The organism is Streptomyces sp. NPDC052773, assembly GCF_044547145.1.
Lineage (GTDB): Bacteria > Actinomycetota > Actinomycetes > Streptomycetales > Streptomycetaceae > Streptomyces.
In genome coordinates this window covers 432,721-457,220 of record NZ_JBITZX010000006.1, presented here as the reverse complement: position 1 = coordinate 457,220, position 24,500 = coordinate 432,721, and the positions used below count along the sequence as shown (strand labels likewise).

The 24,500-nt window shown below is 71.3% G+C and carries 25 protein-coding genes; 13 read left to right on the top strand and 12 right to left on the bottom strand.

Translation table 11 applies throughout. The features are described 5' to 3' along the window. The first annotated feature begins 69 nt into the window (after positions 1-69). The 4 genes from deoC to ACIG0D_RS17145 all read left to right on the top strand — a co-directional run bounded on the left by deoC (position 70) and on the right by ACIG0D_RS17145 (position 4,303). Complete coding sequence (gene deoC, locus ACIG0D_RS17160) at positions 70-1,029, top strand: deoxyribose-phosphate aldolase (RefSeq protein WP_399801265.1); 960 nt, start codon at positions 70-72, stop codon at positions 1,027-1,029. Positions 1,030-1,034: 5 nt separating this feature from the next. After that, the gene (locus ACIG0D_RS17155; protein WP_399801148.1) at positions 1,035-2,471 is read left to right on the top strand and encodes an aldehyde dehydrogenase family protein; all 1,437 of its coding nucleotides are present in this window, start codon (positions 1,035-1,037) and stop codon (positions 2,469-2,471) included. Further along, complete coding sequence (locus tag ACIG0D_RS17150; protein ID WP_399801145.1) at positions 2,464-3,348, top strand: aldehyde dehydrogenase family protein; 885 nt, start codon at positions 2,464-2,466, stop codon at positions 3,346-3,348. The genes ACIG0D_RS17155 and ACIG0D_RS17150 overlap by 8 nt, the downstream gene beginning before the upstream one ends. A gap of 319 nt (positions 3,349-3,667) precedes the next feature. Further along, positions 3,668-4,303, top strand: a complete 636-nt coding sequence (locus ACIG0D_RS17145; protein WP_399801143.1) for a uridine kinase — start codon at positions 3,668-3,670, stop codon at positions 4,301-4,303. A gap of 169 nt (positions 4,304-4,472) precedes the next feature. Here ACIG0D_RS17145 and ACIG0D_RS17140 read toward each other — a convergent pair whose 3' ends face one another. Then, a complete protein-coding gene (locus ACIG0D_RS17140) occupies positions 4,473-5,216 on the bottom strand; it encodes a SigE family RNA polymerase sigma factor (protein ID WP_399801141.1) in 744 nt (247 codons plus the stop codon). Positions 5,217-5,433: 217 nt separating this feature from the next. Here ACIG0D_RS17140 and afsQ1 point away from each other — a divergent pair, with 217 nt between their 5' ends. From afsQ1 to ACIG0D_RS17115, 5 genes are all read left to right on the top strand, one after another. Continuing rightward, positions 5,434-6,111 carry a two-component system response regulator AfsQ1 gene (gene afsQ1 / locus ACIG0D_RS17135; RefSeq protein ID WP_166001883.1) on the top strand — a complete coding sequence of 226 codons (678 nt, stop codon included), beginning with the start codon at positions 5,434-5,436 and terminating at the stop codon, positions 6,109-6,111. Next, complete coding sequence (locus ACIG0D_RS17130; RefSeq protein WP_399801139.1) at positions 6,108-7,694, top strand: ATP-binding protein; 1,587 nt, start codon at positions 6,108-6,110, stop codon at positions 7,692-7,694. Before afsQ1 ends, ACIG0D_RS17130 begins: the two co-directional genes overlap by 4 nt. Then, positions 7,694-8,308 carry a hypothetical protein gene (locus ACIG0D_RS17125; RefSeq protein WP_399801137.1) on the top strand — a complete coding sequence of 205 codons (615 nt, stop codon included), beginning with the start codon at positions 7,694-7,696 and terminating at the stop codon, positions 8,306-8,308. Before ACIG0D_RS17130 ends, ACIG0D_RS17125 begins: the two co-directional genes overlap by 1 nt. A 119-nt stretch (positions 8,309-8,427) precedes the next feature. Continuing rightward, a complete protein-coding gene (locus ACIG0D_RS17120) occupies positions 8,428-9,003 on the top strand; it encodes a VanZ family protein (protein ID WP_399801135.1) in 576 nt (191 codons plus the stop codon). 71 nt (positions 9,004-9,074) lie between these two features. Then, complete coding sequence (locus ACIG0D_RS17115; protein WP_399801133.1) at positions 9,075-9,287, top strand: PspC domain-containing protein; 213 nt, start codon at positions 9,075-9,077, stop codon at positions 9,285-9,287. Between the two features lie 80 nt (positions 9,288-9,367). Here the strand turns inward: ACIG0D_RS17115 and ACIG0D_RS17110 are convergent, their stop codons facing one another. Together ACIG0D_RS17110 and ACIG0D_RS17105 are read right to left on the bottom strand one after the other, a co-directional pair. Continuing rightward, entirely contained in the window at positions 9,368-9,724 is a 357-nt protein-coding gene (locus tag ACIG0D_RS17110) for an ATP-binding protein (protein WP_399801130.1), read from the bottom strand. Between the two features lie 154 nt (positions 9,725-9,878). Continuing rightward, complete coding sequence (locus ACIG0D_RS17105; protein WP_365761844.1) at positions 9,879-11,042, bottom strand: adenosine deaminase; 1,164 nt, start codon at positions 11,040-11,042, stop codon at positions 9,879-9,881. Between the two features lie 113 nt (positions 11,043-11,155). Here ACIG0D_RS17105 and ACIG0D_RS17100 point away from each other — a divergent pair, with 113 nt between their 5' ends. Beyond that, on the top strand, positions 11,156-11,917 hold the full coding sequence (locus ACIG0D_RS17100; RefSeq protein ID WP_399801127.1) for an alpha/beta hydrolase: 762 nt from the start codon (positions 11,156-11,158) through the stop codon (positions 11,915-11,917). A gap of 92 nt (positions 11,918-12,009) precedes the next feature. On the opposite strand, the gene ACIG0D_RS17095 is transcribed toward ACIG0D_RS17100, so the two are convergent. Then, entirely contained in the window at positions 12,010-12,960 is a 951-nt protein-coding gene (locus tag ACIG0D_RS17095; protein WP_399801125.1) for a LysR family transcriptional regulator, read from the bottom strand. A 63-nt stretch (positions 12,961-13,023) separates the two neighbouring features. On the opposite strand from ACIG0D_RS17095, the gene ACIG0D_RS17090 reads away from it, so the two are divergent. Both ACIG0D_RS17090 and ACIG0D_RS17085 read left to right on the top strand, forming a co-directional pair. Continuing rightward, positions 13,024-14,295 carry an MFS transporter gene (locus ACIG0D_RS17090; protein ID WP_399801123.1) on the top strand — a complete coding sequence of 424 codons (1,272 nt, stop codon included), beginning with the start codon at positions 13,024-13,026 and terminating at the stop codon, positions 14,293-14,295. Positions 14,296-14,421: 126 nt separating this feature from the next. After that, the gene (locus tag ACIG0D_RS17085) at positions 14,422-15,435 is read left to right on the top strand and encodes a sigma-70 family RNA polymerase sigma factor (protein ID WP_399801120.1); all 1,014 of its coding nucleotides are present in this window, start codon (positions 14,422-14,424) and stop codon (positions 15,433-15,435) included. Here ACIG0D_RS17085 and ACIG0D_RS17080 read toward each other — a convergent pair. Beyond that, positions 15,319-15,711 carry an STAS domain-containing protein gene (locus ACIG0D_RS17080; RefSeq protein ID WP_399801117.1) on the bottom strand — a complete coding sequence of 131 codons (393 nt, stop codon included), beginning with the start codon at positions 15,709-15,711 and terminating at the stop codon, positions 15,319-15,321. The two genes, ACIG0D_RS17085 and ACIG0D_RS17080, sit on opposite strands and share 117 nt — an antisense overlap. A gap of 137 nt (positions 15,712-15,848) precedes the next feature. Here ACIG0D_RS17080 and ACIG0D_RS17075 point away from each other — a divergent pair, with 137 nt between their 5' ends. Continuing rightward, positions 15,849-16,769 (top strand): AEC family transporter, encoded by a 921-nt coding sequence (locus ACIG0D_RS17075; RefSeq protein WP_399801115.1) that lies wholly within the window; start codon positions 15,849-15,851, stop codon positions 16,767-16,769. A gap of 7 nt (positions 16,770-16,776) precedes the next feature. On the opposite strand, the gene ACIG0D_RS17070 is transcribed toward ACIG0D_RS17075, so the two are convergent. From ACIG0D_RS17070 to ACIG0D_RS17040, 7 genes are all read right to left on the bottom strand, one after another. Then, on the bottom strand, positions 16,777-17,361 hold the full coding sequence (locus ACIG0D_RS17070) for a Uma2 family endonuclease (RefSeq protein ID WP_399801113.1): 585 nt from the start codon (positions 17,359-17,361) through the stop codon (positions 16,777-16,779). A 95-nt stretch (positions 17,362-17,456) separates the two neighbouring features. After that, positions 17,457-18,734 (bottom strand): thymidine phosphorylase, encoded by a 1,278-nt coding sequence (locus ACIG0D_RS17065; protein WP_399801110.1) that lies wholly within the window; start codon positions 18,732-18,734, stop codon positions 17,457-17,459. 91 nt (positions 18,735-18,825) lie between these two features. Continuing rightward, positions 18,826-19,215, bottom strand: a complete 390-nt coding sequence (locus ACIG0D_RS17060) for a cytidine deaminase (protein WP_399801108.1) — start codon at positions 19,213-19,215, stop codon at positions 18,826-18,828. Continuing rightward, entirely contained in the window at positions 19,212-20,477 is a 1,266-nt protein-coding gene (locus tag ACIG0D_RS17055; protein WP_399801106.1) for an ABC transporter permease, read from the bottom strand. The genes ACIG0D_RS17060 and ACIG0D_RS17055 overlap by 4 nt, the downstream gene beginning before the upstream one ends. Further along, on the bottom strand, positions 20,474-21,595 hold the full coding sequence (locus ACIG0D_RS17050; RefSeq protein WP_399801104.1) for an ABC transporter permease: 1,122 nt from the start codon (positions 21,593-21,595) through the stop codon (positions 20,474-20,476). Before ACIG0D_RS17050 ends, ACIG0D_RS17055 begins: the two co-directional genes overlap by 4 nt. Beyond that, on the bottom strand, positions 21,595-23,217 hold the full coding sequence (locus ACIG0D_RS17045; RefSeq protein WP_399801263.1) for an ABC transporter ATP-binding protein: 1,623 nt from the start codon (positions 23,215-23,217) through the stop codon (positions 21,595-21,597). The genes ACIG0D_RS17050 and ACIG0D_RS17045 overlap by 1 nt, the downstream gene beginning before the upstream one ends. 174 nt (positions 23,218-23,391) lie before the next feature. Continuing rightward, entirely contained in the window at positions 23,392-24,438 is a 1,047-nt protein-coding gene (locus ACIG0D_RS17040; RefSeq protein ID WP_399801102.1) for a BMP family protein, read from the bottom strand. Positions 24,439-24,500 lie beyond the last annotated feature (62 nt).

Sequence of the window (24,500 nt, the reverse complement as noted above, 5' to 3'; positions counted from 1 at the left end):
CGATCGAGCACGGATGACCGCCGGGGGGTGTACAGCAGCTACGCGCGTAGATATGCTCGTCTGGTGACCATGCCCACTACTGCCCCCGCCGCACACGCACTGAGTGACGTCACCGCGTCCGACAGCACGCTGCGCCGTTTCCTGCACGGGCTGCCCGGCGTCGACGCGGTCGGCCTGGAGGCGCGCGCCGCGTCTCTCGGCACCCGTTCCATCAAGACGACCGCCAAGGCCTACGCCATCGACCTGGCCATCTCGATGGTCGACCTGACGACGCTGGAAGGCGCGGACACCCCGGGCAAGGTCCGGGCGCTCGGCGCCAAGGCGGTCCACCCGGACCCCACCGACCGCTCCACGCCCGCCACGGCCGCGGTCTGCGTCTATCCCGACATGGTGGCCGCCGCGAAGGAGGCCGTGGCCGGCTCCTCCGTGAAGGTCGCGTCGGTCGCCACCGCCTTCCCGGCGGGCCGCGCCCCTCTCGAGGTGAAGCTGGCCGACGTCCGCGAGGCCGTCGCCGCGGGCGCCGACGAGATCGACATGGTCATCGACCGGGGCGCGTTCCTCGCGGGGCGGTACATGAAGGTGTACGACGAGATCGTCGCCGTGAAGGAGGCCTGCGGGACGGACGCCCGCCTGAAGGTCATCTTCGAGACCGGCGAGCTGTCGACGTACGACAACATCCGCCGCGCGAGCTGGCTCGGCATGCTGGCGGGCGCGGACTTCATCAAGACGTCCACGGGCAAGGTCGCGGTGAACGCCACCCCGGCGAACACCCTCCTCATGCTGGAGGCCGTCCGGGACTTCCGGGCGCAGACCGGCATCCAGGTCGGCGTGAAGCCGGCCGGCGGCATCCGCACCTCGAAGGACGCCATCAAGTTCCTGGTCCTGGTCAACGAGACCGTCGGCGAGGACTGGCTGGACAACCACTGGTTCCGCTTCGGCGCCTCCTCGCTCCTGAACGACCTGCTGATGCAGCGTCAGAAGCTGGCCACCGGCCGCTACTCCGGCCCCGACTACGTGACGGTGGACTGATCACCATGGCATCGGCATTCGATTACGCACCGGCTCCCGAGTCCCGCTCGGTCGTCGACATCGCCCCCTCGTACGGCCTGTTCATCGACGGCGAGTTCACCGAGGCGGCCGACGGCAAGGTCTTCAAGACGGTCAGCCCCTCCACCGAGGAGGTCCTCTCCGAGGTCGCCCAGGCGGGCGAGGCGGACGTCGACCGCGCGGTCAAGGCCGCCCGCAAGGCCTTCGAGAAGTGGTCGGCGCTGCCCGGCAGCGAGCGTGCCAAGTACCTGTTCCGTATCGCCCGGATCATCCAGGAGCGCAGCCGCGAGCTGGCGGTCCTCGAAACCCTGGACAACGGCAAGCCGATCAAGGAGACCCGCGACGCCGACCTCCCGCTGGTCGCCGCGCACTTCTTCTACTACGCGGGCTGGGCCGACAAGCTCGACCACGCAGGCTTCGGCGCGGACCCCCGCCCGCTGGGCGTGGCGGGCCAGGTCATCCCCTGGAACTTCCCGCTGCTGATGCTGGCGTGGAAGATCGCCCCGGCGCTCGCGACCGGCAACACGGTGGTCCTGAAGCCCGCCGAGACGACCCCCCTGTCGGCCCTGTTCTTCGCGGACATCTGCCGCCAGGCGGGCCTGCCCAAGGGCGTCGTCAACATCCTCCCGGGCTACGGCGACACCGGCGCCGCGCTCGTCGCCCACCCCGACGTGAACAAGGTCGCCTTCACCGGCTCCACGGCCGTCGGCAAGGAGATCGCCCGCACGGTCGCCGGCACCCGCAAGAAGCTCACGCTGGAGCTGGGCGGCAAGGGCGCCAACATCGTCTTCGACGACGCCCCCATCGACCAGGCCGTCGAGGGCATCGTCACCGGCATCTTCTTCAACCAGGGCCAGGTCTGCTGCGCGGGCAGCCGTCTGCTGGTGCAGGAGTCGATCCACGACGAGCTGCTCGACTCCCTCAAGCGCCGTCTGTCCACCCTGCGGCTGGGCGACCCGCTGGACAAGAACACCGACATCGGCGCGATCAACTCCGCCGAGCAGCTGGCTCGGATCACCGCGCTCGCCGAGCAGGGCGAGGCGGAGGGCGCCGAGCGCTGGTCCCCGGCCTGCGAGCTGCCGGAGAGCGGCTACTGGTTCGCCCCGACACTGTTCACGAACGTCACCCAGGCCCACACCATCGCCCGCGACGAGATCTTCGGCCCGGTCCTGTCGGTGCTGACGTTCCGCACGCCGGACGAGGCCGTCGCGAAGGCCAACAACACGCAGTACGGCCTGTCGGCGGGCATCTGGACGGAGAAGGGCTCGCGCATCCTGGCGGTGGCGAACAAGCTCCGGGCGGGCGTCGTCTGGTCCAACACGTTCAACAAGTTCGACCCGACCTCGCCGTTCGGCGGCTACAAGGAGTCGGGCTTCGGCCGCGAGGGCGGTCGGCACGGCCTGGAGGCGTACCTCGATGTCTGAGCGACTTTCCGTACTGAAGACCTACAAGCTGTACGTCGGCGGGAAGTTCCCGCGTTCCGAGAGCGGCCGGGTGTACGAGGTGACGGACTCCAAGGGCAACTGGCTGGCCAACGCGCCGCAGTCGAGCCGTAAGGACGCCCGGGACGCGGTGGTCGCGGCCCGCAAGGCGTTCGGCGCCTGGTCCGGCGCGACGGCGTACAACCGCGGCCAGGTCCTCTACCGCGTCGCGGAGATGCTGGAGGGCCGCCGGGACCAGTTCACGCGCGAGGTCGCGGACGCGGAGGGCCTGTCGAAGTCGAAGGCGGCGGCGATCGTGGACGCCACGATCGACCGCTGGGTCTGGTACGCGGGCTGGACCGACAAGATCGCCCAGGTGATCGGCGGCGCGAACCCGGTCGCGGGCCCGTTCTTCAACCTGTCCTCCCCGGAGCCGACGGGCGTGGTGGCGGTCGTCGCCCCGCAGGAGTCGTCGTTCCTCGGCCTGGTCTCCGTGGTCGCCCCGGTGATCGCGACGGGCAACACGGCGGTCGTGATCGCCTCGGAGCGGTCCCCGCTGCCCGCCCTGTCCCTGGGCGAGGTCCTGGCGACCTCCGACGTCCCCGGCGGCGTGGTCAACGTCCTGTCGGGCCGTACGGCGGAGCTGGCGGCGCCCCTGGCCGCGCACCAGGACGTCAACGCGATCGACCTGGCGGGCGCCGACGAGGCGCTGGCGAAGGAGCTGGAGATCGCGGCGGCGGACAACCTCAAGCGCGTGCTGCGTCCACAGCCTGTGGATTATTTCGCGACGCCGGGCATCGACCGCCTGACGGCCTTCCTGGAGACCAAGACGGTCTGGCACCCGACGGGTTCGCTCGGCGCGTCCGGCTCGTCGTACTGACGGAAGCCGCCCACAGCGCAGAGGGCCGCGTCTCCCCTCCGTCCAGGGGAGCCGCGGCCCTCTGTCCGTCGGCGCGGGTCAGCCCTGCACGCCGCCCAGCAGCCCGGCCGCCTGCCCCACCACCGGCAGACTGCCGACGGACGGAGGGCGCGGCGGCCGGCCGGAGTCTGGGTGGAGTCGTGTCGGGCCATCACTGCTGCCACCTTCTACCACTCACGGTGGTCCATCGAGCACAGAGGGTAGTTGACGTGTGACGCGTGCTTCAAAGCCGACCCTCGGGGTCGTTGACGGGCCGCCCGATGCCGCACACTGGTGACCCGTGAGTTCCCATCCGCCCATACCCACCCGCGTCGTGCTGCTCTGCGGCCCGTCCGGCTCCGGCAAGTCCCTTCTCGCGGCCCGCTCCGGCCTCCCGGTGCTGCGGCTCGACGACTTCTACAAGGAGGGCGACGACCCCACGCTGCCGCAGGTGGCGGGGAGCTCCGACATCGACTGGGACCACCCCGACTCGTGGGACGCGGACGCCGCGGTCGCCGCGATCGAGGAACTGTGCCGCACGGGTCGTACGCATGTGCCCGTCTACGACATCGCGCTGAGCGCCCGCACCGGCGCGGACGCGATCGACATCGGGCGGACCCCGCTGTTCATCGCGGAGGGCATCTTCGCCGCCGAGATCGTCGCCCGCTGCCGGGAGCTGGGGGTGCTGGCCGACGCGCTCTGCCTGAGCCGCGGCCCGGTGACGACGTTCCGCCGGCGTTTCCTGCGGGATCTGAAGGAGGGCCGCAAGTCGGTGCCGTTCCTGCTGCGTCGCGGCTGGCGGCTGATGCGCGACGAGCGGTCCATCGTGGCCCGCCAGACCGCGCTGGGCGCGTACGCCTGCGACAAGGACGAGGCGATGGGCCGGCTGGCCGCCGCGGCGGCCGGACGCTGCGCCACGGCCCGTACGGCGGCGTAACGCCACCGAGCGAACGGAACGCACACAGCGGAACGGGACTGGACGGACCCCCCGGCCCTCCAGTCCCGCTCCTGTGCTCCCCCGTGGATCCCCCCAGGATCCCCCGTGGTCCCCCGTGACCCCCGTGGTTCCCCTCCCGTTGGTGCTCCCCCGTGTCCCCCCGGGACCTTCAGGCGACGAGCTCCCCGAAGGCGTCCTCCTCGTCACGGCCGAGGCTGAGGACCTCGTCCTCGCGCAGCCGGCGCAGCGAGCGCCAGATGCTGGACTTCACCGTGCCGACACTGATGTCGAGGATCTCCGCGATCTCCGGGTCCGTGCGACCCTCGTAGTAGCGCAGGACCAGCATGGTGCGCTGGAGTTCGGGCAGCCGGGCGAGCGCCTGCCACAGGACCGCGCGCAGCTCGGTGCCGCGCATCGCGTCCGTGTCGCCGGGCGTCTCCGGCAGTTCCTCGGTCGGGTACTCGTTGAGCTTGCGCCGCCGCCAGGCGCTGATGTGCAGGTTGGTCATGGTGCGGCGGAGGTATCCGCCGACCGCCGCCTTGTCACTGATCCGGTCCCACGCCCGGTACGTCGAGAACAGCGCGCTCTGCAGCAGGTCCTCGGCCTCGAAGCGGTCGCCGGTGAGGTGGTAGGCGGTGGCGTACAGGGAGGCGCGGCGTTCCTGTACGTAGGCCGTGAATTCGGCCTCCGACAGCGAGCGGCGCTCCCCCGATTCCTCCCTGTACGCGGCTCCCCCGTTGGTTTCCCCCGTGAAACCGTCAACCACCGTCATGATCGCGGTGTGCTGACGCCCGGTGCCGCGAGCGCACCCCCGCCCGCTCACGGCACCGGACTTCTCGGAACCCCGGTGCGTGTGCACGTCGTGCAGACGCGTGATCACTGCGCTGGTGCTGGTGCCGTGCAGCGTGTTCATCTCGCGCCCCCCGTCGTGGACTTCCGGTGTTCGGTCTTGCTTCCGTGCTGGTGTCCACAACTCTGCCCGGGGGACTTCATCGCCGTGTCCGCCGACTGTCACAGAGCTGTCACAGGGGTGGGTCACGGAAGAACGGCGCGGTGACAGAGACGAGCGGTACGGCTACGCGGTTGCCCGAGTGTCGAATCCCGAACCGCCATGGGCCAGAATGAGGCCCGTGCCTTCCCTGTTGCTGATCGAGGACGACGACGCCATCCGTACGGCCCTGGAGCTCTCACTGACGCGCCAGGGACACCGGGTGGCGACCGCTGCCAGCGGAGAGGACGGTCTGAAGCTGCTGCGTGAGCAGCGGCCGGATCTGATCGTGCTGGATGTGATGCTGCCCGGCATCGACGGGTTCGAGGTGTGCCGGCGCATCCGGCGCACGGACCAGTTGCCGATCATTCTGCTGACCGCGCGCAGCGATGACATCGACGTGGTGGTGGGCCTGGAGTCCGGTGCCGACGACTATGTGGTGAAGCCGGTGCAGGGGCGGGTGCTCGACGCCCGGATCCGGGCGGTGCTGCGGCGCGGGGAGCGGGAGTCGAACGACTCGGCGACCTTCGGCAGCCTGGTGATCGACCGCGCGGCGATGACGGTGACGAAGAACGGGGAGGATCTGCAGCTCACGCCGACCGAGCTGCGGCTGCTCCTGGAGCTGAGCCGCCGTCCTGGTCAGGCGCTGTCCCGGCAGCAGCTGCTGCGGCTGGTGTGGGAGCACGACTACCTCGGCGACTCGCGCCTGGTGGACGCGTGTGTCCAGCGGTTGCGCGCGAAGGTGGAGGACGTGCCGTCGTCCCCGACGCTGATCCGTACCGTCCGTGGTGTCGGTTACCGGCTGGATCCGCCTCAGTGACGGACCGGCAAGGGGGTTTCCGCGGCTGGGCCGCGGCACGCAAGGGAGTTCTGTCCGGGCTGCGCTTCACCAGTCTGCGGCTGCGGCTGGTGGTGGTGTTCGGGCTGGTCGCGCTGACGGCCGCGGTGTCGGCGTCGGCGATCGCGTACTGGCTCAACCGGGAGGCGGTGCTCAGCCGTACCCAGGACGCGGTGCTGCGGGACTTCGAGCAGGAGATGCAGAACCGCGCGGGCGCGCTGCCGGAGCATCCGGGGCGCGACGAGTTGCAGCACACGGCGGGCCAGATGGCGGCCGGGGGCCAGCAGTTCACCGTGCTGCTGGTCGCCGAGGGCCACGACGGGCGGACGGTGTACGGCAGTTCGGGCGGCCTGAACGGCTTCTCGATCGAGGACGTGCCCGCGTCGCTGCGCGAGGCGGTCAACAAGGAGCAGCCGCTCACCTCCGGCAACAAGTCGCCGTACCACCTGTACTGGCAGCGGACCGTCGACGACGGCACCCCGTATCTGGTGGCGGGCACCCGGGTGATCGGGGGCGGGCCGACCGGCTACATGCTCAAGTCGCTGGAGCCGGAGGCCAAGGACCTCAACTCGCTGGCCTGGTCGCTGGGGATCGCCACCGGGCTGGCGCTGATCGGCTCGGCGCTGCTCGCGCAGGCCGCCGCGACGACCGTGCTGAAGCCGGTGCACCGGCTCGGGGTCGCCGCGCGGCGGCTCGGGGAGGGCAAGCTGGACACGCGGCTGCGGGTCTCCGGGACCGACGAACTGGCCGATCTGTCGCGGACGTTCAACAAGGCGGCCGAGGCGCTGGAGAAGCGGGTCGCGGACATGGCGGCGCGGGACGAGGCGTCGCGGCGGTTCGTCGCGGACATGAGCCACGAGCTGCGTACGCCGCTGACGGCGATCACCGCCGTGACGGAGGTGCTGGAGGAGGAGCTGGACTCCGAGGCCGGCGGTATCGACCCGATGATCGAGCCCGCCGTACGGCTGGTGGTCAGCGAGACGCGGCGGCTGAACGACCTGGTCGAGAACCTGATGGAGGTCACCCGGTTCGACGCGGGCACCGCGCGGCTGGTGCTGGACGACGTCGACGTCGCCGACCAGATCACCGCGTGCATCGACGCGCGGGCCTGGCTGGACGCGGTGGAGCTGGACGCCGAGCGCGGCATCCACGCCCGGCTCGACCCGCGCCGCCTGGACGTGATACTCGCCAACCTGATCGGCAACGCGCTCAAGCACGGCGGGTCGCCGGTGCGGGTGTCGGTGCGGGAGGCGGACGACGCGGTGGTGATCGCGGTGCGCGACCACGGGCCCGGCATCCCCGAGGACGTGCTGCCACATGTCTTCGACCGGTTCTACAAGGCCAGCGCCTCCCGGCCGCGCTCCGAGGGCAGCGGGCTGGGGCTGTCCATCGCGCTGGAGAACGCGCACATCCACGGGGGCGAGATCACCGCCGCGAACTCGCCCGAGGGTGGCGCGGTGTTCACGCTGCGGCTGCCGAAGGACGCCTCGGAGCTGGCGCGGCAGGACTCCGAGAAGGCCGCGGAGAACGCGGGCGACGGCGGCGCGAAGGGGAAGGGTGCCTGATGAACGTACGCCGTCCGCTGTCGGCCGTACTGCTCGCCGGGGTGGCCGGCGGGCTGCTCGCCGGGTGCGGGATCCGGGCCACCGAGGTGCCGACGGACTTCGGGCCCGCGCCGTCGCGCGCGCACTGCTCGCTCACCGCGCCGGACGTGACGACGCAGGCGTCGCGCGGGATGCCGGTGCAGGTGTTCCTGCTGTGCGGGTCGTCGCTGGTGACCGTCGACCGGACGGTGCGGGTCGCGGAGGGCGCGACGGACACCGAACGGCGGGTGCTGGTGGCGCAGGGGCTGCTGGACGAGCTGGCGAAGTCCCCGTCCCAGGCCGAGACGGAGGCCGGGTACAAGACGGAGGTGCGCGGCGGTACGACGGTCGCCGGACCGCGCCCCGGGGACCCCGAGGACACACTGCGACTGAGCACCGCGCCGTCCGCGCTCGCCGCCTCCGCGCTGGCCCAGATCGTCTGTACGTTCTCCGACTCGGCGGCGGCCGAGGGTGACGGCTCGGTCATCCTGGGCGGCCCCGACGAGGCGGAGCCGCGCCGCTACGAGTGCACGGACGAGGTCCGCGCCCATCCGGCCTCGACGGAGCCGCCCTCGACGGGCGTGTCGAACGGCTGACCCCGGGCGCTCCCGGGCGGGACGGCGCGGCCCCGCGGCGGCGGGTGTGGTGGACGCCTCACCCGGATGGGCCGTGGTGAAGCGGAACCGATCCCGGCGAAGGTCGCGTCTAGGGGGGCGTGCAGCGTCAAGGCTCCAGGGGCGGCAGCGCCGCGATCCGCATCCGGGTGACAGGGGGTGTCCTCCTCGTCGCGCACCTCGCGCTCGTCGCCTGGCTGACGCTGCGTCCGCTGGACCTGCCCTGGGTGATGCCCGCCAATCTGCGTCCGCTGGACGGCATCAGGGCCGATCTGGCGCTGGGCTGGCCGCAGGCGGCCCGGCGGATCGGGGAGGGGCTGGCGCTGCTGGCGCCGCTCGGGGTGCTGCTGCCGATGGCGGGCGGGCGGCTGTTCGTCTCGCCGCTGGTCTCGTTCGTCCGGACGACCGCCGCCGGGGTGCTGATCTCGCTGGCCATCGAGCTGCTGCAGAGCGGCGTGCCGGGCCGGGTCGTGGACGTGGACTCGCTGCTGCTCAACACCACCGGGGTGGCCCTGGCGCATCTGCTGGTGGTGCCGGCCGGGCGGGCGTGGCTGCGGCGGCGGGCGGGGCACCGGCCGGCGGCCTCCCAGGAGGGGCCGTCTCAGGGGCGTACCCCGACGATTCCCAGGGTCGGGATCGCCCCGTGGAGTGACGCTTTGCCCCCTTCGTCTCCGTAACGTGGAAGGGAGAGGGGGCGGCCGGCCGGGCTGCCTCGCCCGACGCTCATCGCGAGCATGAAGGAGTCGCCATGTCCCGCCTTGCCCGCCCCACCAGCGGCCGGATGATCGGCGGAGTGTGCGCAGCGCTGGCGCGGCGCTTCGGCACCTCCGCGACGACGATGCGGGTGATCTTCCTGGTCTCCTGCCTGCTGCCCGGGCCCCAGTTCCTGCTCTATCTCGCGCTGTGGATCCTGCTGCCCTCGGAGGGCAAGGCCGGCGACGCGACGCGTACGGCCTGGTGATCCGGCCGGCGCGGACACACCGACGGGGCGCACCCCCGGGAGGCCGGAGGTGCGCCCCGTCGGCGCGTGCGGGCGGCGGGTCAGCCCAGCGGGACGCCGTTCACCGGCAGGCCGTGCGTGGGCAGCCCCTGCACCGGCAGACCGCCGAGCAGGTGGGCGGCCGGACCGTTCGGGCCCTCGGCGAGCAGCTGCTCGGCGGCGGGCTGCGCGGCCCTCAGGCCCGGCTCCAGCGCGGTCTGCCCCTGGGCCAGCGCCTCGCTCGTGCCCGGCATCGTCTGGTCGAGGTTCTCCGCCGGGAGGGTGCGGTTGGCGGTGTCCAGGACCGTGCCGGTGGTGTCCGCGAGGCTGGGGGCGGCGTTGGCGGCACCCGCTCCGGCGGCGGCGAAGGCGGCGCCGAGGGCGGCGACACCGAGGGTCTTGGCAGCAGACTGCTTCATGGTGAATTGCGTCCTTGACTGATCGTGGGGGGATGACGGTGGGATGTGAGAGGCGTCCAGAAACGTAAACACGCGGGCCCGGCCGTCGCAAACATAAAAATGCGAACGGATGGTGAAAGCCCCTTCACGACCCCGGTCTCCCGACCGCCTCGAATCAGCCTTGCGGAGGGGTGAAACCGCTGGTGGAGGCCGTCTGCTGAAACAGCCATTCGGATTTCAGCTCGGCATATCCGGGTTTGATGACGTCATTGATCATGGCCAGTCGTTCATCGAAAGGAATGAACGCTGATTTCATCGCATTGACGGAGAACCACTGCATGTCGTCGAGCGTGTAACCGAATGCCTCGACAAGGTGCTCGAATTCCCGGCTCATGCTCGTCCCGGACATCAGTCTGTTGTCCGTGTTGACCGTGGCGCGGAACCGCAGGCGGCGCAGCAGGCCGATGGGGTGCTCGGCGTAGGAGCGGGCGGCACCGGTCTGGAGGTTGGAGGTGGGGCACAGCTCCAGCGGGATCCGCTTGTCGCGGACGTAGGAGGCGAGGCGGCCGAGGCGGACCGTGCCGTCCTCGGCGACCTCGATGTCGTCGACGATCCGCACCCCGTGCCCGAGCCGGTCGGCGCCGCACCACTGGAGCGCCTGCCAGATGGACGGCAGGCCGAAGGCCTCGCCGGCGTGGATGGTGAAGTGGTTGTTCTCCCGCTTCAGGAACTCGAAGGCGTCGAGGTGGCGGGTGGGCGGGTGGCCGGCCTCGGCACCCGCGATGTCGAAGCCGACGACGCCCTCGTCACGGTAGCGGTTGGCGAGTTCGGCGATCTCCAGCGAGCGGGCCGCGTGCCGCATGGCGGTGAGCAGCGCGCCCACGCGGATGCGCCGGCCGGCCTGTCCGGCCCGCCGCTCGCCCTCGCGGAAGCCCTCGTTCACGGCCTCGACGACCTCTTCGAGGCCGAGCCCGCCGTCGAGGTGCTGTTCGGGGGCGTAGCGGATCTCGGCGTAGACGACGCCGTCCTCGGCGAGGTCCTCGACGCACTCGGCGGCGACCCGGAACAGCGCGTCGCGGGTCTGCATGACGCCGACGGTGTGCGAGAAGGTCTCCAGGTACCGCTCCAGAGAGCCGGAGTCGGCGGCCTCGCGGAACCAGAGACCCAGTTTGCCGGGGTCGGACTGCGGGAGGTGACGGTAGCCCGTCTGGTGGGCCAGCTCGACGACGGTGGCGGGGCGCAGGCCGCCGTCGAGGTGGTCGTGGAGCAGAACTTTGGGTGCCCGGCGGATCTGGTCCGGGCTCGGGGTGGTCCCCATCCGGTCAGTCTGGCTCGTCATTTTCGCACCATAACGCCTACGCGCGTAGAGCGCGTTCCGTACGCCGGCGTCGATACGGAACGGTGACCGCACGGACGGATGGCGTACCCGGCGTCTTCTGACACTGTTCTGTCATGGCACAGCAAGCGACGGCGGTTCGCAGGGCCCGGCTGGGGCGGGCGTTCGGTGCGGAGCGGACGGCGGTGAGCGGTGTGGTACTGCTGCTCCCCGGCGGCGAGGAGACCTCCGACCGCAGGCCGTCCGCCCTCCTGGCGGCCGCGTCCGTACGGGCGTTGGGGCGGCGGCTGATGCGGGCGGGCGGCGGTGACGGCCTCGCCGTCCACGTCGTGCACTACCGCTACCGCGGCTGGAACGGCGGCGAGGCGCGGCTGGCGAGCGACGCGACCTGGGCCGCGGACGAGATCGTGCGGCGGTACGGCGATGTGCCCGTGTGTCTCGCCGGGGTCGACATGGGCGCGCGGGCGGCGCTGCACGCGGGCGGGCACCAGGCCGTCAACTCGGTGGTCGCGATCGCCCCCTGGCTGCCGGAGGAGGATCTCGCGGCGCCACCCGAACCGGTGAAGCAGCTGGCGGGGCGGCGGGTGCTGATGGTGCACGGCACGAACGACGAGCGGACCGATCCGGAGCTGTCGTTCCGGCTGGCGGCGCGGGTGAAGAAGGTGAACCGGGAGGTGTGCCGGTTCGAAGTGCACTCGGACCGGCATCGGTTGCGGCAGCACCGGGACGAAGTGGCGGCGCTCGTCGAGGACTTCGTGATGGGGGCGGTGTTCGGGCGGCCGTTGTCGCGGCCGGTGGAGGACGCGCTGGCGGCTCCGCCTCCTCTGGGGTTGCGGATGCCGCTCGCTTCCGGGTTCGGGAAGTCGTTGCGGCGGTAGCGCCGTTGGGGTGTCTGTTCGTCTTCGGGGTGCGGGTTGTGGGTGGTTGCTCGCGCAGTTCCCCGCGCCCCTTCGAGTGGGTCCGGTCGCCCTCAGTTCAAGAGGTTGCCCTTGCGTGAGAGGAGGAACTTCTTGAAGGCCGCGACCGGAGGGGTGTCCACGCTTCCCGCCATCCAGGCCACGCCGATCTCTCGTACGGCCCTCGGGGCAGTGACCGTCAGTTCCGCCACTCCGGGGCGGGGGACGGCGGGCGGGGGCAGGAGGGCGACGCCGAGGCCCGCGGCGACCAGGCCCCGCAGGGTTTCGGCCTCCTCGCCCTCGAAGGCGACCTTCGGGCGGAAGCCCGCCTCCTGGCAGAGCGCGTCGGTGATGCGGCGCAGGCCGTAGCCCGGCTCCAGGGTCACGAAGGACTCGTCGGCGGCCTCGGCGAGGCGGACGCGTTTGCGGGTGGCCAGGCGGTGGTCGGCGGGGACGACGAGGCGGAGCTTCTGTTCGTCCAGGCGGCGGGCGACGAGGTCGGGGGCGTCGGGGACCGGGGAGGTCAGGCAGAGGTCGAGTTCGCCGGCGCGCATCCGTTCGATCATGGCCTCGCCGTAGTTCTGGACGAGGGTGAAGCGCACGCGCGGGTGGTCGGCGCGGAAGGCGCGGATGAGGCCGGGCACGGTCTCCGTGCCCATGGTGTGCAGGAAGCCGAAGGCGACCTTGCCGGTGGTGGGGTCGGCGTCGGCGCGGACCTCCTCGGCGGCGCGCTCGATCTCCGCGAGGGCGCGCTCGACGGAGGTGAGGAAGGTACGGCCGGCGGGGGTGAGGGCGACGGTCCGGCCGCGGCGGGCGAACAGCTCGACGCCGAGGTCCTGTTCGAGGCGGACCATCGCCCGCGAGAGCGTCGACTGGGGGACGTTCATCTCCTGGGCGGCGCGGGTGACGTGCTCGGTGCGGGCGACGCCCGCGAAGTACGCGAGGCGGGGGGCGAGCGTCGTCGCCATGTCTTCTGTGTCACCGGACTGTGACAGGTGGGGCTGTGACCTCTGTTGATGCACCATGGGAACGATTATGGCGAATCCATGCATTGGACGGATGAGTGGTGGGGTCCGTACGTTCGAGGCATGTCTCCCGCCAGTACCGGGGCGTCCACCACCGTGGGCGCCGTATCGACCGTTTCCGACTCACGTATGGCCCCGGGCGGGCCCGGCTACCGCCGGATGAGCTTCGCCCTCTTCCTCGCGGGCGTGGCGACCTTCGCGCTGCTGTACTCCACCCAGGCCCTGCTGCCGCTGATCTCCGGTGACTTCGGGGTGACGGCGAGCGAGGCGAGCTGGACCGTGGCGGCCTCCACCGGCGCGCTGGCCCTGTTCGTCATCCCGATGAGCGCGCTGTCCGAGCGGTTCGGACGCCGTACGGTCATGACCGCGTCCCTGGCGGTGGCGGTGACCGTCGCGCTGCTGGTGCCCTTCGCGCCCTCGCTGACCGCGCTGGTCCTGCTGCGGGCGGTGCAGGGCGCGGCGCTGGCCGGGGTGCCGGCGTCGGCGACGGCGTATCTGGCGGAGGAGGTCCGGCCCCGGGCGCTGATCACCGCGATCGGTCTGTTCGTGGCGGGCAACAGCGTCGGCGGGATGAGCGGCCGGGTCATCACCGGCTGGGTCGCGCAGGAATGGGGCTGGCGGGTCGCGCTCGGCGCGCTGGGCCTGGTCGCGGTGGGCTGCGCGGTCGCCTTCCGGCTCCTGCTGCCGGCGCCGCGGCACTTCACGCGGGGCTCGCTGCGCCCGCGGGTGCTGGCCCGCACGGTCCGCGACCACCTCGCGAACCCGCTGCTGCGGCGGCTGTACGCGATCGGCGCGCTGTTCATGACCGTCTTCGGCGGGGTCTACACGGTGATCGGCTACCGGCTGACGGACGCGCCGTTCTCGCTGCCGCAGGGCGTCGTCGGTTCCATCTTCCTGGTGTACCTGGTCGGCACCGTGTCGGCGTCGGCGGCGGGGCGGCTGGTCGGCCGGCTGGGCCGTCGCGGCGCGCTCTACCTGGGCGGCGGTACGACGGCGGCGGGGCTGCTGCTGTCGCTGGCGGACTCGCTGCCGCTGGTGCTGCTGGGCCTGGTGCTCATCACGGCGGGCTTCTTCGCGGGGCACGCGGTGGCCTCCTCGGCGGTCAGCAGGACCGCGACGCACGGGCGGGCGCAGGCCTCGGCGCTGTACCAGTCGGCGTACTACGTCGGCTCCAGCGTGGGCAGCACGGCGGGCGCGGTGGCCTTCCACGCGGGCGGCTGGGCCGGGACGGTCGGGGTCGGGCTGCTGGCGGTGGCCGGGGTCGTCGGCATCACCGTGCTGGGGACGCTGGCGGCGGCGCGCGGCCGCTCCCGGACGGTCGCCCGGGCAGCCTGATCCGCGGAAACCCTTTCACCTGCGGCTTTTCCCGCTCCGGGGGCCATTGTCAGTGGGCTGCGGTAGCTTCCGAAGTGCTGGGGCGCGAAGGCGCGGCACGGAACGGCCACATGGGGTGGGTGGACGATGAGCGACACCACGGCGACGACGGACCTCGACGTCGAACTGGAGAAATACCGCGTCGAACTGACCGGCTACTGCTACCGCATGCTCGGCTCCTCCTTCGAGGCCGAGGACGCGGTCCAGGACACCATGGTCCGCGCCTGGCGGAGCCACGACAAGTTCGAAGGCCGTTCCAGCCTCCGTTCCTGGCTCTACCGGATCGCGACCAACGTCTGCCTGGACATGCTGACGGCGGGCAACAAGCGCGCCCGGCCGATGGACCTGACCGAGGCGACGCCGCTCGCCCAGGCGGCCCTCTCCCCCCGCCCGGACCACACCTGGCTGGAGCCGATGCCGGACGCGCGGGTGCTGCCGGCCACTGCGGACCCGGCGGAGGCCGCGGTCGCCAAGGAGTCGGTGCGGCTCGCGTTCATGGCGGCGCTCCAGCGGCTGCCGGCCAAGCAGCGGGCGGTGCTGATCCTGCGGGAGGTGCTGGCGTGGAAGGCGAGCGAGGTCGCCGAGTTGCTCGACACCTCGGTCGCCTCCGTGAACAGCGCGCTGCAGCGGGCCCGGGCGACGCTCTCCGAGCGGGCCGAGTCGGGCGCCGACGCGGCGGTCTCCGACCCGCTGGACGAGGAGCAGAAGAAGCTCCTGGAGCGCTATGTGGCGGCCTTCGAGGGCTATGACATGTCGGCGCTGACGGCGTTGCTGCACGAGGACGCCGTGATGACGATGCCGCCGTTCGACCTGTGGCTGCGCGGCCCGGCCGACATCACCGGCTTCATGACCACCCTGGGCTCCGCGTGCGCGGGCTCGAAGCTGCGGCCCGTCGAGGTCAACGGCCTGCCGGGCTTCGCGCACTACAAGCCCGACCCGGACAGCGGCGGCTTCGTCCCGTGGGCGGTGCAGGTGCTGGAGATCTCAGACGGCCGGATCACCGGGTTCCACTGCTTCCTGGACACCAAGCGGTGGTTCCCGCTGTTCGGGCTGCCCCTCCACCTCGAAGCGGAGGCCGACCAGGTCGAGAAGGGCGTGTAGCGCGGGGTCCGGGTCCCGCAGCCGGATCCGGCCCCCGGCGCGGCGGGCCGTCAGATGAAGCCGGGCGAGCAGATCGACGGCGGCGAGTCCCGGTGGCCCGAGCCCGCCGACGTCACACACCACGATCCGCGCCCCGCCGCCCTTTCCTTCCAGCAGAGCGCGCACGTCCTCGCACAGGCCCCTCACCTCGTCCCGGGTGACGGGGCCGGCCAGCACGAGTTCCGCGGGTGTCATGGCGTCCACGTGCGGTAGACCGGGCGGGCGGGCGGAACTCATCGCGGCGTGTCGCCGAGTGGGGTCGTCGGCGTCACATTGACCGGGGCGGGCGCGGTGACCAGGGTTGCGTGCATGCCCCATCGATCATCGTCGCGCTCCCCCGGCCGTCTGTGCCTCCGTCTCACCGAGGGGGCGCCGTGCAGGGGGTGCTGAGCGGCTTCGCGGTGATCGCGGTGGTGATCGCCGTCGGCTACGCGATCGGCCGGCTCGGCTACCTCGGCGAACAGGGCCGGGAGGTCCTGACCAAGCTCGCCTTCCACGTCGCGTCTCCCGCGCTGCTGTTCACCACGCTCGCGGAGGCCGACCTGTCGGTGGTCTTCTCGACCCGGCTGCTGGTGACCGCGCTCAGCACGGCGGCGATGGCGGCGGCGTTCGTGGCGGTGGGGGTCGTACGCCGGTGGGGGGTGGGCCGTACGACGATCGGCGCGCTGTGCGCCGGGTACGTCAACTCCGGCAACCTCGGCATCCCGATCGCCGTGTACGTCCTCGGCGATGCCTCGCTGGTGGCGCCGGTGCTGCTGTTCCAGCTGGTCGGGGTGACCCCGGTCGCGGTGACGATCCTCGACCTGGCGTCGGGCGGGGCGAAGCGGCCCCTGTGGCAGCGGCTGCTGACTCCGCTGCGCAATCCGATCGCGGTGGGTTCGCTGGCGGGGGTCGCGGTGTCGGCGGCGGGCGTCTCGGTGCCCGGGCCGGTCATGGACCCGCTGACCCTGATCGGCAACATGTCCGTCCCGGCGGTGCTGCTGGCCTTCGGCATCGCACTGCGGGGCAGCACCCTGCCGCTGCGGGACGGGGAGAGGGGGCCGGTGCTGCTGGCCGTGGGACTCAAGACCCTGGCCATGCCGGTGGTCGCCTGGGCCCTGGCGGCGGGCGTCTTCGGCCTGCGGGGAGCGGCCCTGCTGGACGTGGTGGTGACCTCGGCCCTGCCCGCCGCGCAGAACCTGTTCACCTACGCGAGCACCTACCGGGTGGGTGAGGTGCTGGCCCGCGAGGCGATCCTGCTGTCGACGGTGGTGTCGGTGCCGGGGCTTGTGGTGGTGGCGGCGGTGCTGGGGTGACGCCGGGTCAGCCGATGGGGAACTCGCCGGTGTCGAGGGTCAGGCCGAACGGCTCGGGCAGCTTGATCGGGTCGCCGAACTTGACCGCGCTCAGGACTGTGTAGACGTCGCCCTTCGGCTCGCCGTGGAGCGTCACGGTGGGGCCGCCGGGGGCCCAGCGGTCGACGAGGAGGTAGAACGGGATGCCGGCCATCGCGTAGGCGGCGGGCTTGCTGACGCGGTCGTGGCGGGCGTTGGACTGGGAGGTGACTTCGACGACGAGCTCAGCGAGGGCGGCTGACATATGGGACTCCGCTTCCTCGAATGCCCGCACCGGTGCCACCAGCAGATCCGGGATGAAAAGGCCCATCCGCGACGGCACAGCGACAGCCTGGGTCTGGGACATCTCCAAGTGTTCGGGAAGCACGGTGTAGAGGCGACGCTGAATGCGGGACGCGATCAAATTGTGGCGGGCCGCGGGAGCAGGTGTCACGGTGACGATCCCCTCAATGATCTCCACCTTGCTGCCCTCAGGCCATTCCGCCTCCTCCCAGAACCGGACGAGGTCGTCCCAGCCCAGCCCGGGGTCGTGGCTGACGGTGAGTGCGCTCATGGCGGTCTCCTATCGGTGCGTCACCGATCCCAGCATGCCGAACGGGACCGGTGGTGGTCCACCGATCCCGTTCACCCGTACGAGGAAACCGCAGGTCAGGCGATACGTTCCAGCACCACCGGGGACGGGGTGAAGTCCGTGCCGGGGGCCGCGATGTCGTACGAGCCCTCGGCCGCCTCCAGCGCGTACTCGAAGCGTTCCGGAGTGTCCGTGTGGAGGGTCAGGAGAGGCTGGCCCTCGGTGACCGTGTCGCCCGGCTTGGCGTGCATCTCGACGCCGGCCGCCGCCTGCACCGGGTCCTCCTTGCGGGCGCGGCCCGCGCCGAGGCGCCAGGCGGCGATGCCGATGTCGTAGGCGTCGAGGCGGGTCAGGACTCCGGAGGACGGGGCCTTGATCACGTGCTGTTCGCGGGAGGTGGGCAGCGGGGCGTCCGGGTCGCCGCCCTGGGCCGCGATCATGCGGCGCCAGACGTCCATCGCGGAGCCGTCGGCCAGGGCCTTCGCGGGGTCGGCGTCCTTCACGCCCGCCGCGTCGAGCATCTCGCGGGCCAGGGCGATGGTCAGCTCGACCACGTCGGCGGGGCCGCCGCCGGCCAGGACCTCGACCGACTCGCGGACCTCCAGGGCGTTGCCGGCCGTGAGGCCGAGCGGGGTCGACATGTCGGTCAGCAGCGCGACCGTCTTCACGCCGTGGTCCGTGCCGAGGCCGACCATCGTGGAGGCCAGCTCACGCGCGTCCTCGATGGTCTTCATGAAGGCGCCGGAGCCGACCTTCACGTCCAGGACCAGGGAGCCCGTACCTTCGGCGATCTTCTTCGACATGATCGAGGAGGCGATGAGCGGGATCGCCTCGACCGTGCCGGTGACGTCCCGGAGCGCGTAGAGCTTCTTGTCGGCGGGGGCGAGGCCGTCGCCCGCCGCGCAGATCACCGCGCCCGTCCCCTCCAGGACCGACAGCATCTCCTCGTTGGAGAGCAGCGCGCGCCAGCCGGGGATCGACTCCAGCTTGTCCAGGGTGCCGCCGGTGTGGCCGAGGCCGCGGCCGGAGAGCTGGGGGACGGCCGCGCCGCACGCCGCGACCAGGGGGGCCAGCGGCAGGGTGATCTTGTCGCCGACGCCGCCCGTGGAGTGCTTGTCGGCGGTCGGGCGGGACAGGGAGGAGAAGTCCATGCGCTCGCCGGAAGCGATCATCGCGGCGGTCCAGCGGGCGATCTCCCGGCGGTTCATGCCGTTGAGCAGGATCGCCATCGCGAGCGCGGACATCTGCTCGTCGGCGACCTCCCCGCGGGTGTACGCGTCGATGACCCAGTCGATCTGCTCGTCGCTGAGTTCACCGCGGTCCCGCTTGGTGCGGATGACGGAGATGGCGTCCATGGCCTGGCTTTCCTTCCGATGGTCCGGGAAGTGTCCGGGAAATGCGCGGCCCCTCTGATCAGTGTCGGTTCAGAGGGGCCGCGAACAGGAGTTACTTGGTGAGATGGTCCGGGCCGAAGGCCTGGGGCAACATCTGAGCGAGGCGGAGGATCCCCGCCGGGGTCTCCAGCAGGAGGTCCGGGCCGCCGAACTCGTACAGCAGCTGGCGGCAGCGCCCGCACGGGACGAGGATGTCGCCGTTGCCGTCGACGCAGGTGAAGTGGGTCAGCCGGCCGCCGCCGGTGCGCTGCAGCTCGGAGACCAGCCCGCACTCGGCGCACAGGCCGAGGCCGTAGGAGGCGTTCTCCACGTTGCAGCCGGAGACCGTGCGGCCGTCGTCGACGAGGGCGGCGACGCCGACCGGGTAACCCGAGTAGGGGGCGTAGGCGTGGGACATGGCCTCCCGCGCCACCTCCCGCAGGGCGTCCCAGTCGACGGTCACTTGCCCTGCCCCTTCCGGTACGGCAGTCCGTTCGCCTTCGGCATCCGCAGGCGCTGCGCCGACAGGGCGAGGACGACCAGCGTGATGACGTACGGCGTGGCGGAGACGACCTGGTTGGGGACCTCGTTGGTGCCGGCGTACCAGGCGAAGACGAGGGCGCCGACCACCAGGGTGATCACGGCGTGCACGTACTTCTTGCGGACCGCCAGCCAGATCGCGCCGACGAGCAGCAGGATCGCGCCGAGCAGCAGCAGGGCGTGGACGTTCTCGGAGCCGCCGCGCAGGTTGAGACTGTCGGTGTAGCCGAACAGTCCGGCGCCGAGGGCGAGGCCGCCCGGCATCCAGTTGCCGAAGATCATCGCCGCGAGGCCGATGAAGCCGCGGCCGGAGACCTGACCCTCCAGGTAGAAGGGGTTGGCCACGAGGGACAGGAAGGCGCCGCCGAGGCCGGCCAGGCCGCCGGAGATGATCACGGCGAGGTACTTGTACTTGTAGACGTTGACGCCCAGGGACTCGGCCGCGACCGGGTTCTCGCCGCAGGAGCGCAGCCGCAGGCCGAACGCGGTCCGCCACAGGATCCACCAGGTGGCGGGGACCAGGGCGACGGCGATCAGGGTCAGCCAGGACACGTTGGTGACCAGGCCGCCGAGCAGGCCGGCGATGTCCGAGACCAGGAACCAGCCCTTGTCGTTGAGGTCCCGGAGGGCATCGGACAGGCCCGGCACGGTGAAGTGGCCGAGGGGCTCGACCGCCGGGGACTGCTTGGCGGAGCCGCCCTGGTGGCCGACGAAGGCGAGCGGGGCCAGGTAGCGGGTGGCGCCGAGGGCGAGGATGTTGATCGCCACACCGGAGACGATGTGGTTGACGTTGAAGGTGACGGTGACGAAGGCGTGCAGCAGGCCGCCGAGGCAGCCGCCGATGATGCCGACGAGGACACCGGTCCACGGGCCCCACTGGAAGCCCGCCCAGGCACCGAACCAGGTGCCGAGGATCATCATGCCCTCGAGGCCGATGTTGACGACGCCCGCGCGCTCGGCCCACAGGCCGCCGAGGCCGGCGAGGCCGATCGGCACGGCGAGCTGGAGCGCGGTGGACATCTGGCTGACGTTGGTGATGCCGTCGGCGCCGGTGATGATGCGCACCAGCGAGGTCAGCGCCAGGGCTCCGGCGATGACCAGGAGCAGTACGGGCCACGACATCCGGCGGCCGGTCGGCGCCGTGGGCTGGAGGGTGGGCTGGTTGACGTCGGTCGCGGTGGTCATCGGCCTGCCGCCTCCTTCGTGTTGTTGTCGGCGCCGAGGACGTGACCGGCGGCCAGCTCCGCGCCGACCCGGCGCTGCTGGCGGCGCAGGCCCCACTCGCGGACGGCCTCGTAGGAGACGACGACCGAGAGGACGATCAGGCCCTGCATGATGACCGCGATCTCCTTGTCGTAGCCGTGGAAGTCCAGCTCGGGCGAGGCCTTGTCGAGCCAGGCCCACAGCAGCGCGGCGAAGGCGATGCCGACCGGGCTGTTGCGGCCGAGCAGGGCGATGCCGATGCCGAGGAAGCCGATGCCGGTGGGGAAGTTCAGGCTGTAGGTGTGGGTGTCGCCCATCAGGATGGGCAGGCCCGCGAGGCCGGCGATGGCGCCGGAGATGAGCATCGCGGTCAGGACCATGCGCTTGGGGTCGACGCCGCTGGCCGCCGCGGCGGTCTCGGAGGCGCCGGAGGCGCGCAGGTCGAAGCCGAAGCGGGTGCGGTTGAGGACGACCCAGTAGCCGATGCCGAGCAGCACGGCGAGGACGACCAGGCCGTAGATCTCGCCGGCCTTGCCCAGGTCGATGCCGGGGATCCAGCCGGAGGAGTGCATCTCGCCGGTGGTGTTGTTGTTGCCGACCTTGACGCCGAAGACGTCCGGCAGCCACAGGTAGGCGATGACGGAGGTGGCGATCGCGTTGAGCATGATCGTCGCGACGACCTCGCTCACGCCCCGGGTGACCTTGAGGACACCGGCGATGCCGGACCAGAAGGCGCCGGTGAGCAGCGCGGTCAGCAGCAGCAGCGGCACCTGGAGGACGGCCGGCAGGTTGGCGTGGGCGCCGACGATGGCGGCCATCATGGCGGCGAGCTGGTACTGGCCGTCGACGCCGATGTTGAACAGGTTCATCCGGAAGCCGATGGCCACCGCGAGGGCCGCGATGTAGTACAGCGTGGCCTGGTTGAGGATCCGGACCTGGATGTCGGAGAAGGTGGCCTGCTCGAACATCACGGCGAACGGCTCGACCGGGTTCTTGCCGGAGGCGATCAGCACGATGGCGCTGAGCGCGAAGGCCACGGCGAGCGCGATGACCGGCCCGGCCACCGCGAGGAGCACGCGCTCCTTGTCGAACTTCTTCATCAGCGGGCCTCGTCTTCCGGAGACTCGTCAGACTTGCGCAGGCCGGGAGTCTCGGGGGTCTCTTCGTGTTCCAGGTGGCCGGTGGCGGCGCCGGTCATCGCCGAGCCCAGCTCCTCGGGGGTGATGGTGGCCGGGTCGGCGTCCGCGACGAGCTTGCCGTTGTAGATCACCCGGAGGGTGTCGGACAGGCCGATCAGCTCGTCGAGGTCGGCGGAGATCAGCAGCACGGCCAGGCCTTCGCGGCGGGCCTCGCGGATGTGGTCCCAGATGGCGGCCTGCGCGCCGACGTCCACACCGCGGGTGGGGTGCGCGGCGATCAGGAACTTCGGGTTGTGGCTCATCTCGCGGCCGACGATCAGCTTCTGCTGGTTGCCGCCGGAGAGAGAGGCCGCGGTGACGTCGATGCCGGGGGTGCGGACGTCGTACTCCGTCACGATCCGGCGGGTGTCGTCCTGGGCCGCCTTCGGGTCCAGCCAGACGCCCTTGGCGTTGGGCTTCTCGGTGACGTGGCCGAGGATGCGGTTCTCCCAGAGGGGGGCCTCCAGGAGCAGGCCGTGGCGGTGGCGGTCCTCGGGGATGTAGCCGATGCCCTGCTCACGGCGCTTGCGGGTGGCCCAGGCGGTGATCTCCTCACCCTCCAGGGTGATGGTGCCGGAGTCGGCGTGCCTCAGGCCGATCAGGGCGTCGACCAGTTCCGTCTGGCCGTTGCCCTCGACGCCGGCGATGCCCAGGACCTCGCCCGCGTGGATGGTGAAGGAGATGTCGTCGAGGATCGCCTTGCCGCCGGGGGCCGCGAGGCGCAGCTTGTCGACGGTGAGCACCGGGCGGTCGGTGACCGTGGACTCGGCGGTCTCGGGGGTGGGCAGCTCGCTGCCGACCATCATCTCGGCGAGCTGGCGCGGGGTGATCTCGGAGGGGACGGCCGTGCCGACGGTCGTGCCGCGGCGGATGACGGTGATGTCGTCGGCGACCGAGAGGACCTCGCCCAGCTTGTGGGAGATGAAGATGACCGACAGGCCCTCGGCCTTCAGCTCGCGCAGGTTGGCGAAGAGCGCGTCGACCTCCTGCGGCACGAGCACGGCGGTCGGCTCGTCCAGGATCAGGGTGCGGGCGCCGCGGTAGAGGACCTTGAGGATCTCCACGCGCTGGCGGGCGGCGACACCCAGCTCCTCGACCAGCAGGTCGGGCTGGACGTCGAGGCCGTAGCGCTCGGAGATCTCCTTGATCTTGCGCCGGGCCTTAGCGCCGATGCCGTACAGCTTCTCGCTGCCCAGCACCACGTTCTCCAGCACGGTCAGGTTGTCGGCCAGCATGAAGTGCTGGTGGACCATGCCGATGCCGCGGGCGATGGCGTCGGCCGGGGACGAGAAGGAGACCTGCTCGCCGTCGATCGCGATGGTGCCCTCGTCCGGCTTCTGCATGCCGTAGAGGATCTTCATCAGGGTCGACTTGCCGGCGCCGTTCTCGCCGACGAGGGCGTGGACGGTGCCCTTGCGGACGGTGAGGTGGATGTCGTGGTTGGCCACGACTCCGGGGAATCGCTTGGTGATCCCGGCGAGTTCGACGGCGGTCGCCTGACCGTTGACCGCCGCTCCGGCCGGAGGGCTGCTGGACGCGTTGATGGCGCACTCTCCTGGGGACGGGGGTCGTCTACGCGCGTAGCGCCCCTACGGCATACAAGGGGGCCGACGCACCGCGACAACGGGGTACGAGGAGCGGACTCCCCGTACCCCGTCGAGCGGACGCAACCCCGTGGTTACACGCTGCTCAGGGTGTACTCAGGGTGCAGCGGACGATCAGCTGTTCTTGACCTTGATCTCGCCGCTGACGATCTTCTCCTTGGCGGTCTCGACGGCTTCCTGGACCTCGGCGTCGTCCGCGAACTTCGGGTTGGAGTTCGACAGGCTCACCTCGCCGGACTTCAGATCGCCACGAACGATACCGGTCTGGGGCTTACCGTCCTCGACCGACTTCGCCAGGTTGTAGACCGCCTTGGCGACGTCCTTCATCGCCGAGGTGAGGATGTAGTCCTTGTACTTGGCGAGGGCTTCCTGCTTGTACTGGTCGGAGTCGACGCCGATCGCCCACACCTTGTTGGCGGCGGCGGCCTCGATCACGCCCTGGCCGGACAGACCGGCGGCCGCGTAGACGACGTCGGCCTTCTTCTCGATCTGGCCCTCGGCGGCCGTCTTGCCCTTGTCCGGGCTGGAGAAGCCACCCTCCTCGGCCGTCTGGGTGAGGTACTGGGAGAGGACCTTGACCTTGGGGTCGGTGTCCTTGACGCCCTGCTCGAAGCCGGCCTGGAACTTGTGGATCAGCGGGATGTCCACACCGCCGACGAAGCCCACGACGTTGGACTTGGTGGACTTGGCGGCGGCGACGCCGGCCAGGTACGAGGCCTCCTCCTCGGAGAAGACCAGGTCGGCGACGTTCTTCGCCTGGACCGTGGAGTCGTCCACGATGCCGAAGGTGGTGTCCGGGTACTTCTCGGCGGCGCCCTTGACGGCGGCGGCGTACGCGTAGCCGACACCCACGACCGGGTTGTAGCCCTGCTTGGCCAGGGACTCCAGGCGCTGCTGCTTGTCGGCGTCCGTCTCGCCCTCGGTGGGCTCGATGTCGGCCGTCTCGTACTTGAACTCCTTCTTCGCCTGCTCCAGGCCCGCGTACGCGGCGTCGTTGAAGGACTGGTCGCCCTTGCCGCCGACGTCGTACGCGATGGCGAGGCCCTTGTCGCTGTCGGCGGACGAGCCGCTCTCGGTGGAGGTGCCGCCACAGGCGGACAGGGCGAGGGCGAGGGAGGCGGTCGCTGCGCCTGCGACCGCGATGCGGGAAACCCGGCGCATGGTGTGGTGCTCCTGTCGTACAACGCGCCGCGAGAGGTTCAGCATCGGCGCTGGCTTCGCCG

Bases quoted from the DNA above. Each gene is read 5' to 3' on its own strand.
- ACIG0D_RS17055 (WP_399801106.1), bottom strand. From the start codon at position 20,477: ATGACCACCGCGACCGACGTCAACCAGCCCACCCTCCAGCCCACGGCG.
- ACIG0D_RS17065 (WP_399801110.1), bottom strand. From the start codon at position 18,734: ATGGACGCCATCTCCGTCATCCGCACCAAGCGGGACCGCGGTGAACTC.
- ACIG0D_RS17115 (WP_399801133.1), top strand. From the start codon at position 9,075: ATGTCCCGCCTTGCCCGCCCCACCAGCGGCCGGATGATCGGCGGAGTG.
- deoC (WP_399801265.1), top strand. From the start codon at position 70: ATGCCCACTACTGCCCCCGCCGCACACGCACTGAGTGACGTCACCGCG.
- ACIG0D_RS17040 (WP_399801102.1), bottom strand. From the start codon at position 24,438: ATGCGCCGGGTTTCCCGCATCGCGGTCGCAGGCGCAGCGACCGCCTCC.
- ACIG0D_RS17105 (WP_365761844.1), bottom strand. From the start codon at position 11,042: ATGACGAGCCAGACTGACCGGATGGGGACCACCCCGAGCCCGGACCAG.
- ACIG0D_RS17080 (WP_399801117.1), bottom strand. From the start codon at position 15,711: ATGAGTTCCGCCCGCCCGCCCGGTCTACCGCACGTGGACGCCATGACA.
- ACIG0D_RS17070 (WP_399801113.1), bottom strand. From the start codon at position 17,361: ATGAGCGCACTCACCGTCAGCCACGACCCCGGGCTGGGCTGGGACGAC.
- ACIG0D_RS17150 (WP_399801145.1), top strand. From the start codon at position 2,464: ATGTCTGAGCGACTTTCCGTACTGAAGACCTACAAGCTGTACGTCGGC.
- ACIG0D_RS17140 (WP_399801141.1), bottom strand. From the start codon at position 5,216: ATGAACACGCTGCACGGCACCAGCACCAGCGCAGTGATCACGCGTCTG.
- ACIG0D_RS17110 (WP_399801130.1), bottom strand. From the start codon at position 9,724: ATGAAGCAGTCTGCTGCCAAGACCCTCGGTGTCGCCGCCCTCGGCGCC.
- ACIG0D_RS17125 (WP_399801137.1), top strand. From the start codon at position 7,694: ATGAACGTACGCCGTCCGCTGTCGGCCGTACTGCTCGCCGGGGTGGCC.
- ACIG0D_RS17050 (WP_399801104.1), bottom strand. From the start codon at position 21,595: ATGAAGAAGTTCGACAAGGAGCGCGTGCTCCTCGCGGTGGCCGGGCCG.
- ACIG0D_RS17100 (WP_399801127.1), top strand. From the start codon at position 11,156: ATGGCACAGCAAGCGACGGCGGTTCGCAGGGCCCGGCTGGGGCGGGCG.
- ACIG0D_RS17090 (WP_399801123.1), top strand. From the start codon at position 13,024: ATGTCTCCCGCCAGTACCGGGGCGTCCACCACCGTGGGCGCCGTATCG.
- ACIG0D_RS17155 (WP_399801148.1), top strand. From the start codon at position 1,035: ATGGCATCGGCATTCGATTACGCACCGGCTCCCGAGTCCCGCTCGGTC.
- ACIG0D_RS17095 (WP_399801125.1), bottom strand. From the start codon at position 12,960: ATGGTGCATCAACAGAGGTCACAGCCCCACCTGTCACAGTCCGGTGAC.
- ACIG0D_RS17085 (WP_399801120.1), top strand. From the start codon at position 14,422: ATGAGCGACACCACGGCGACGACGGACCTCGACGTCGAACTGGAGAAA.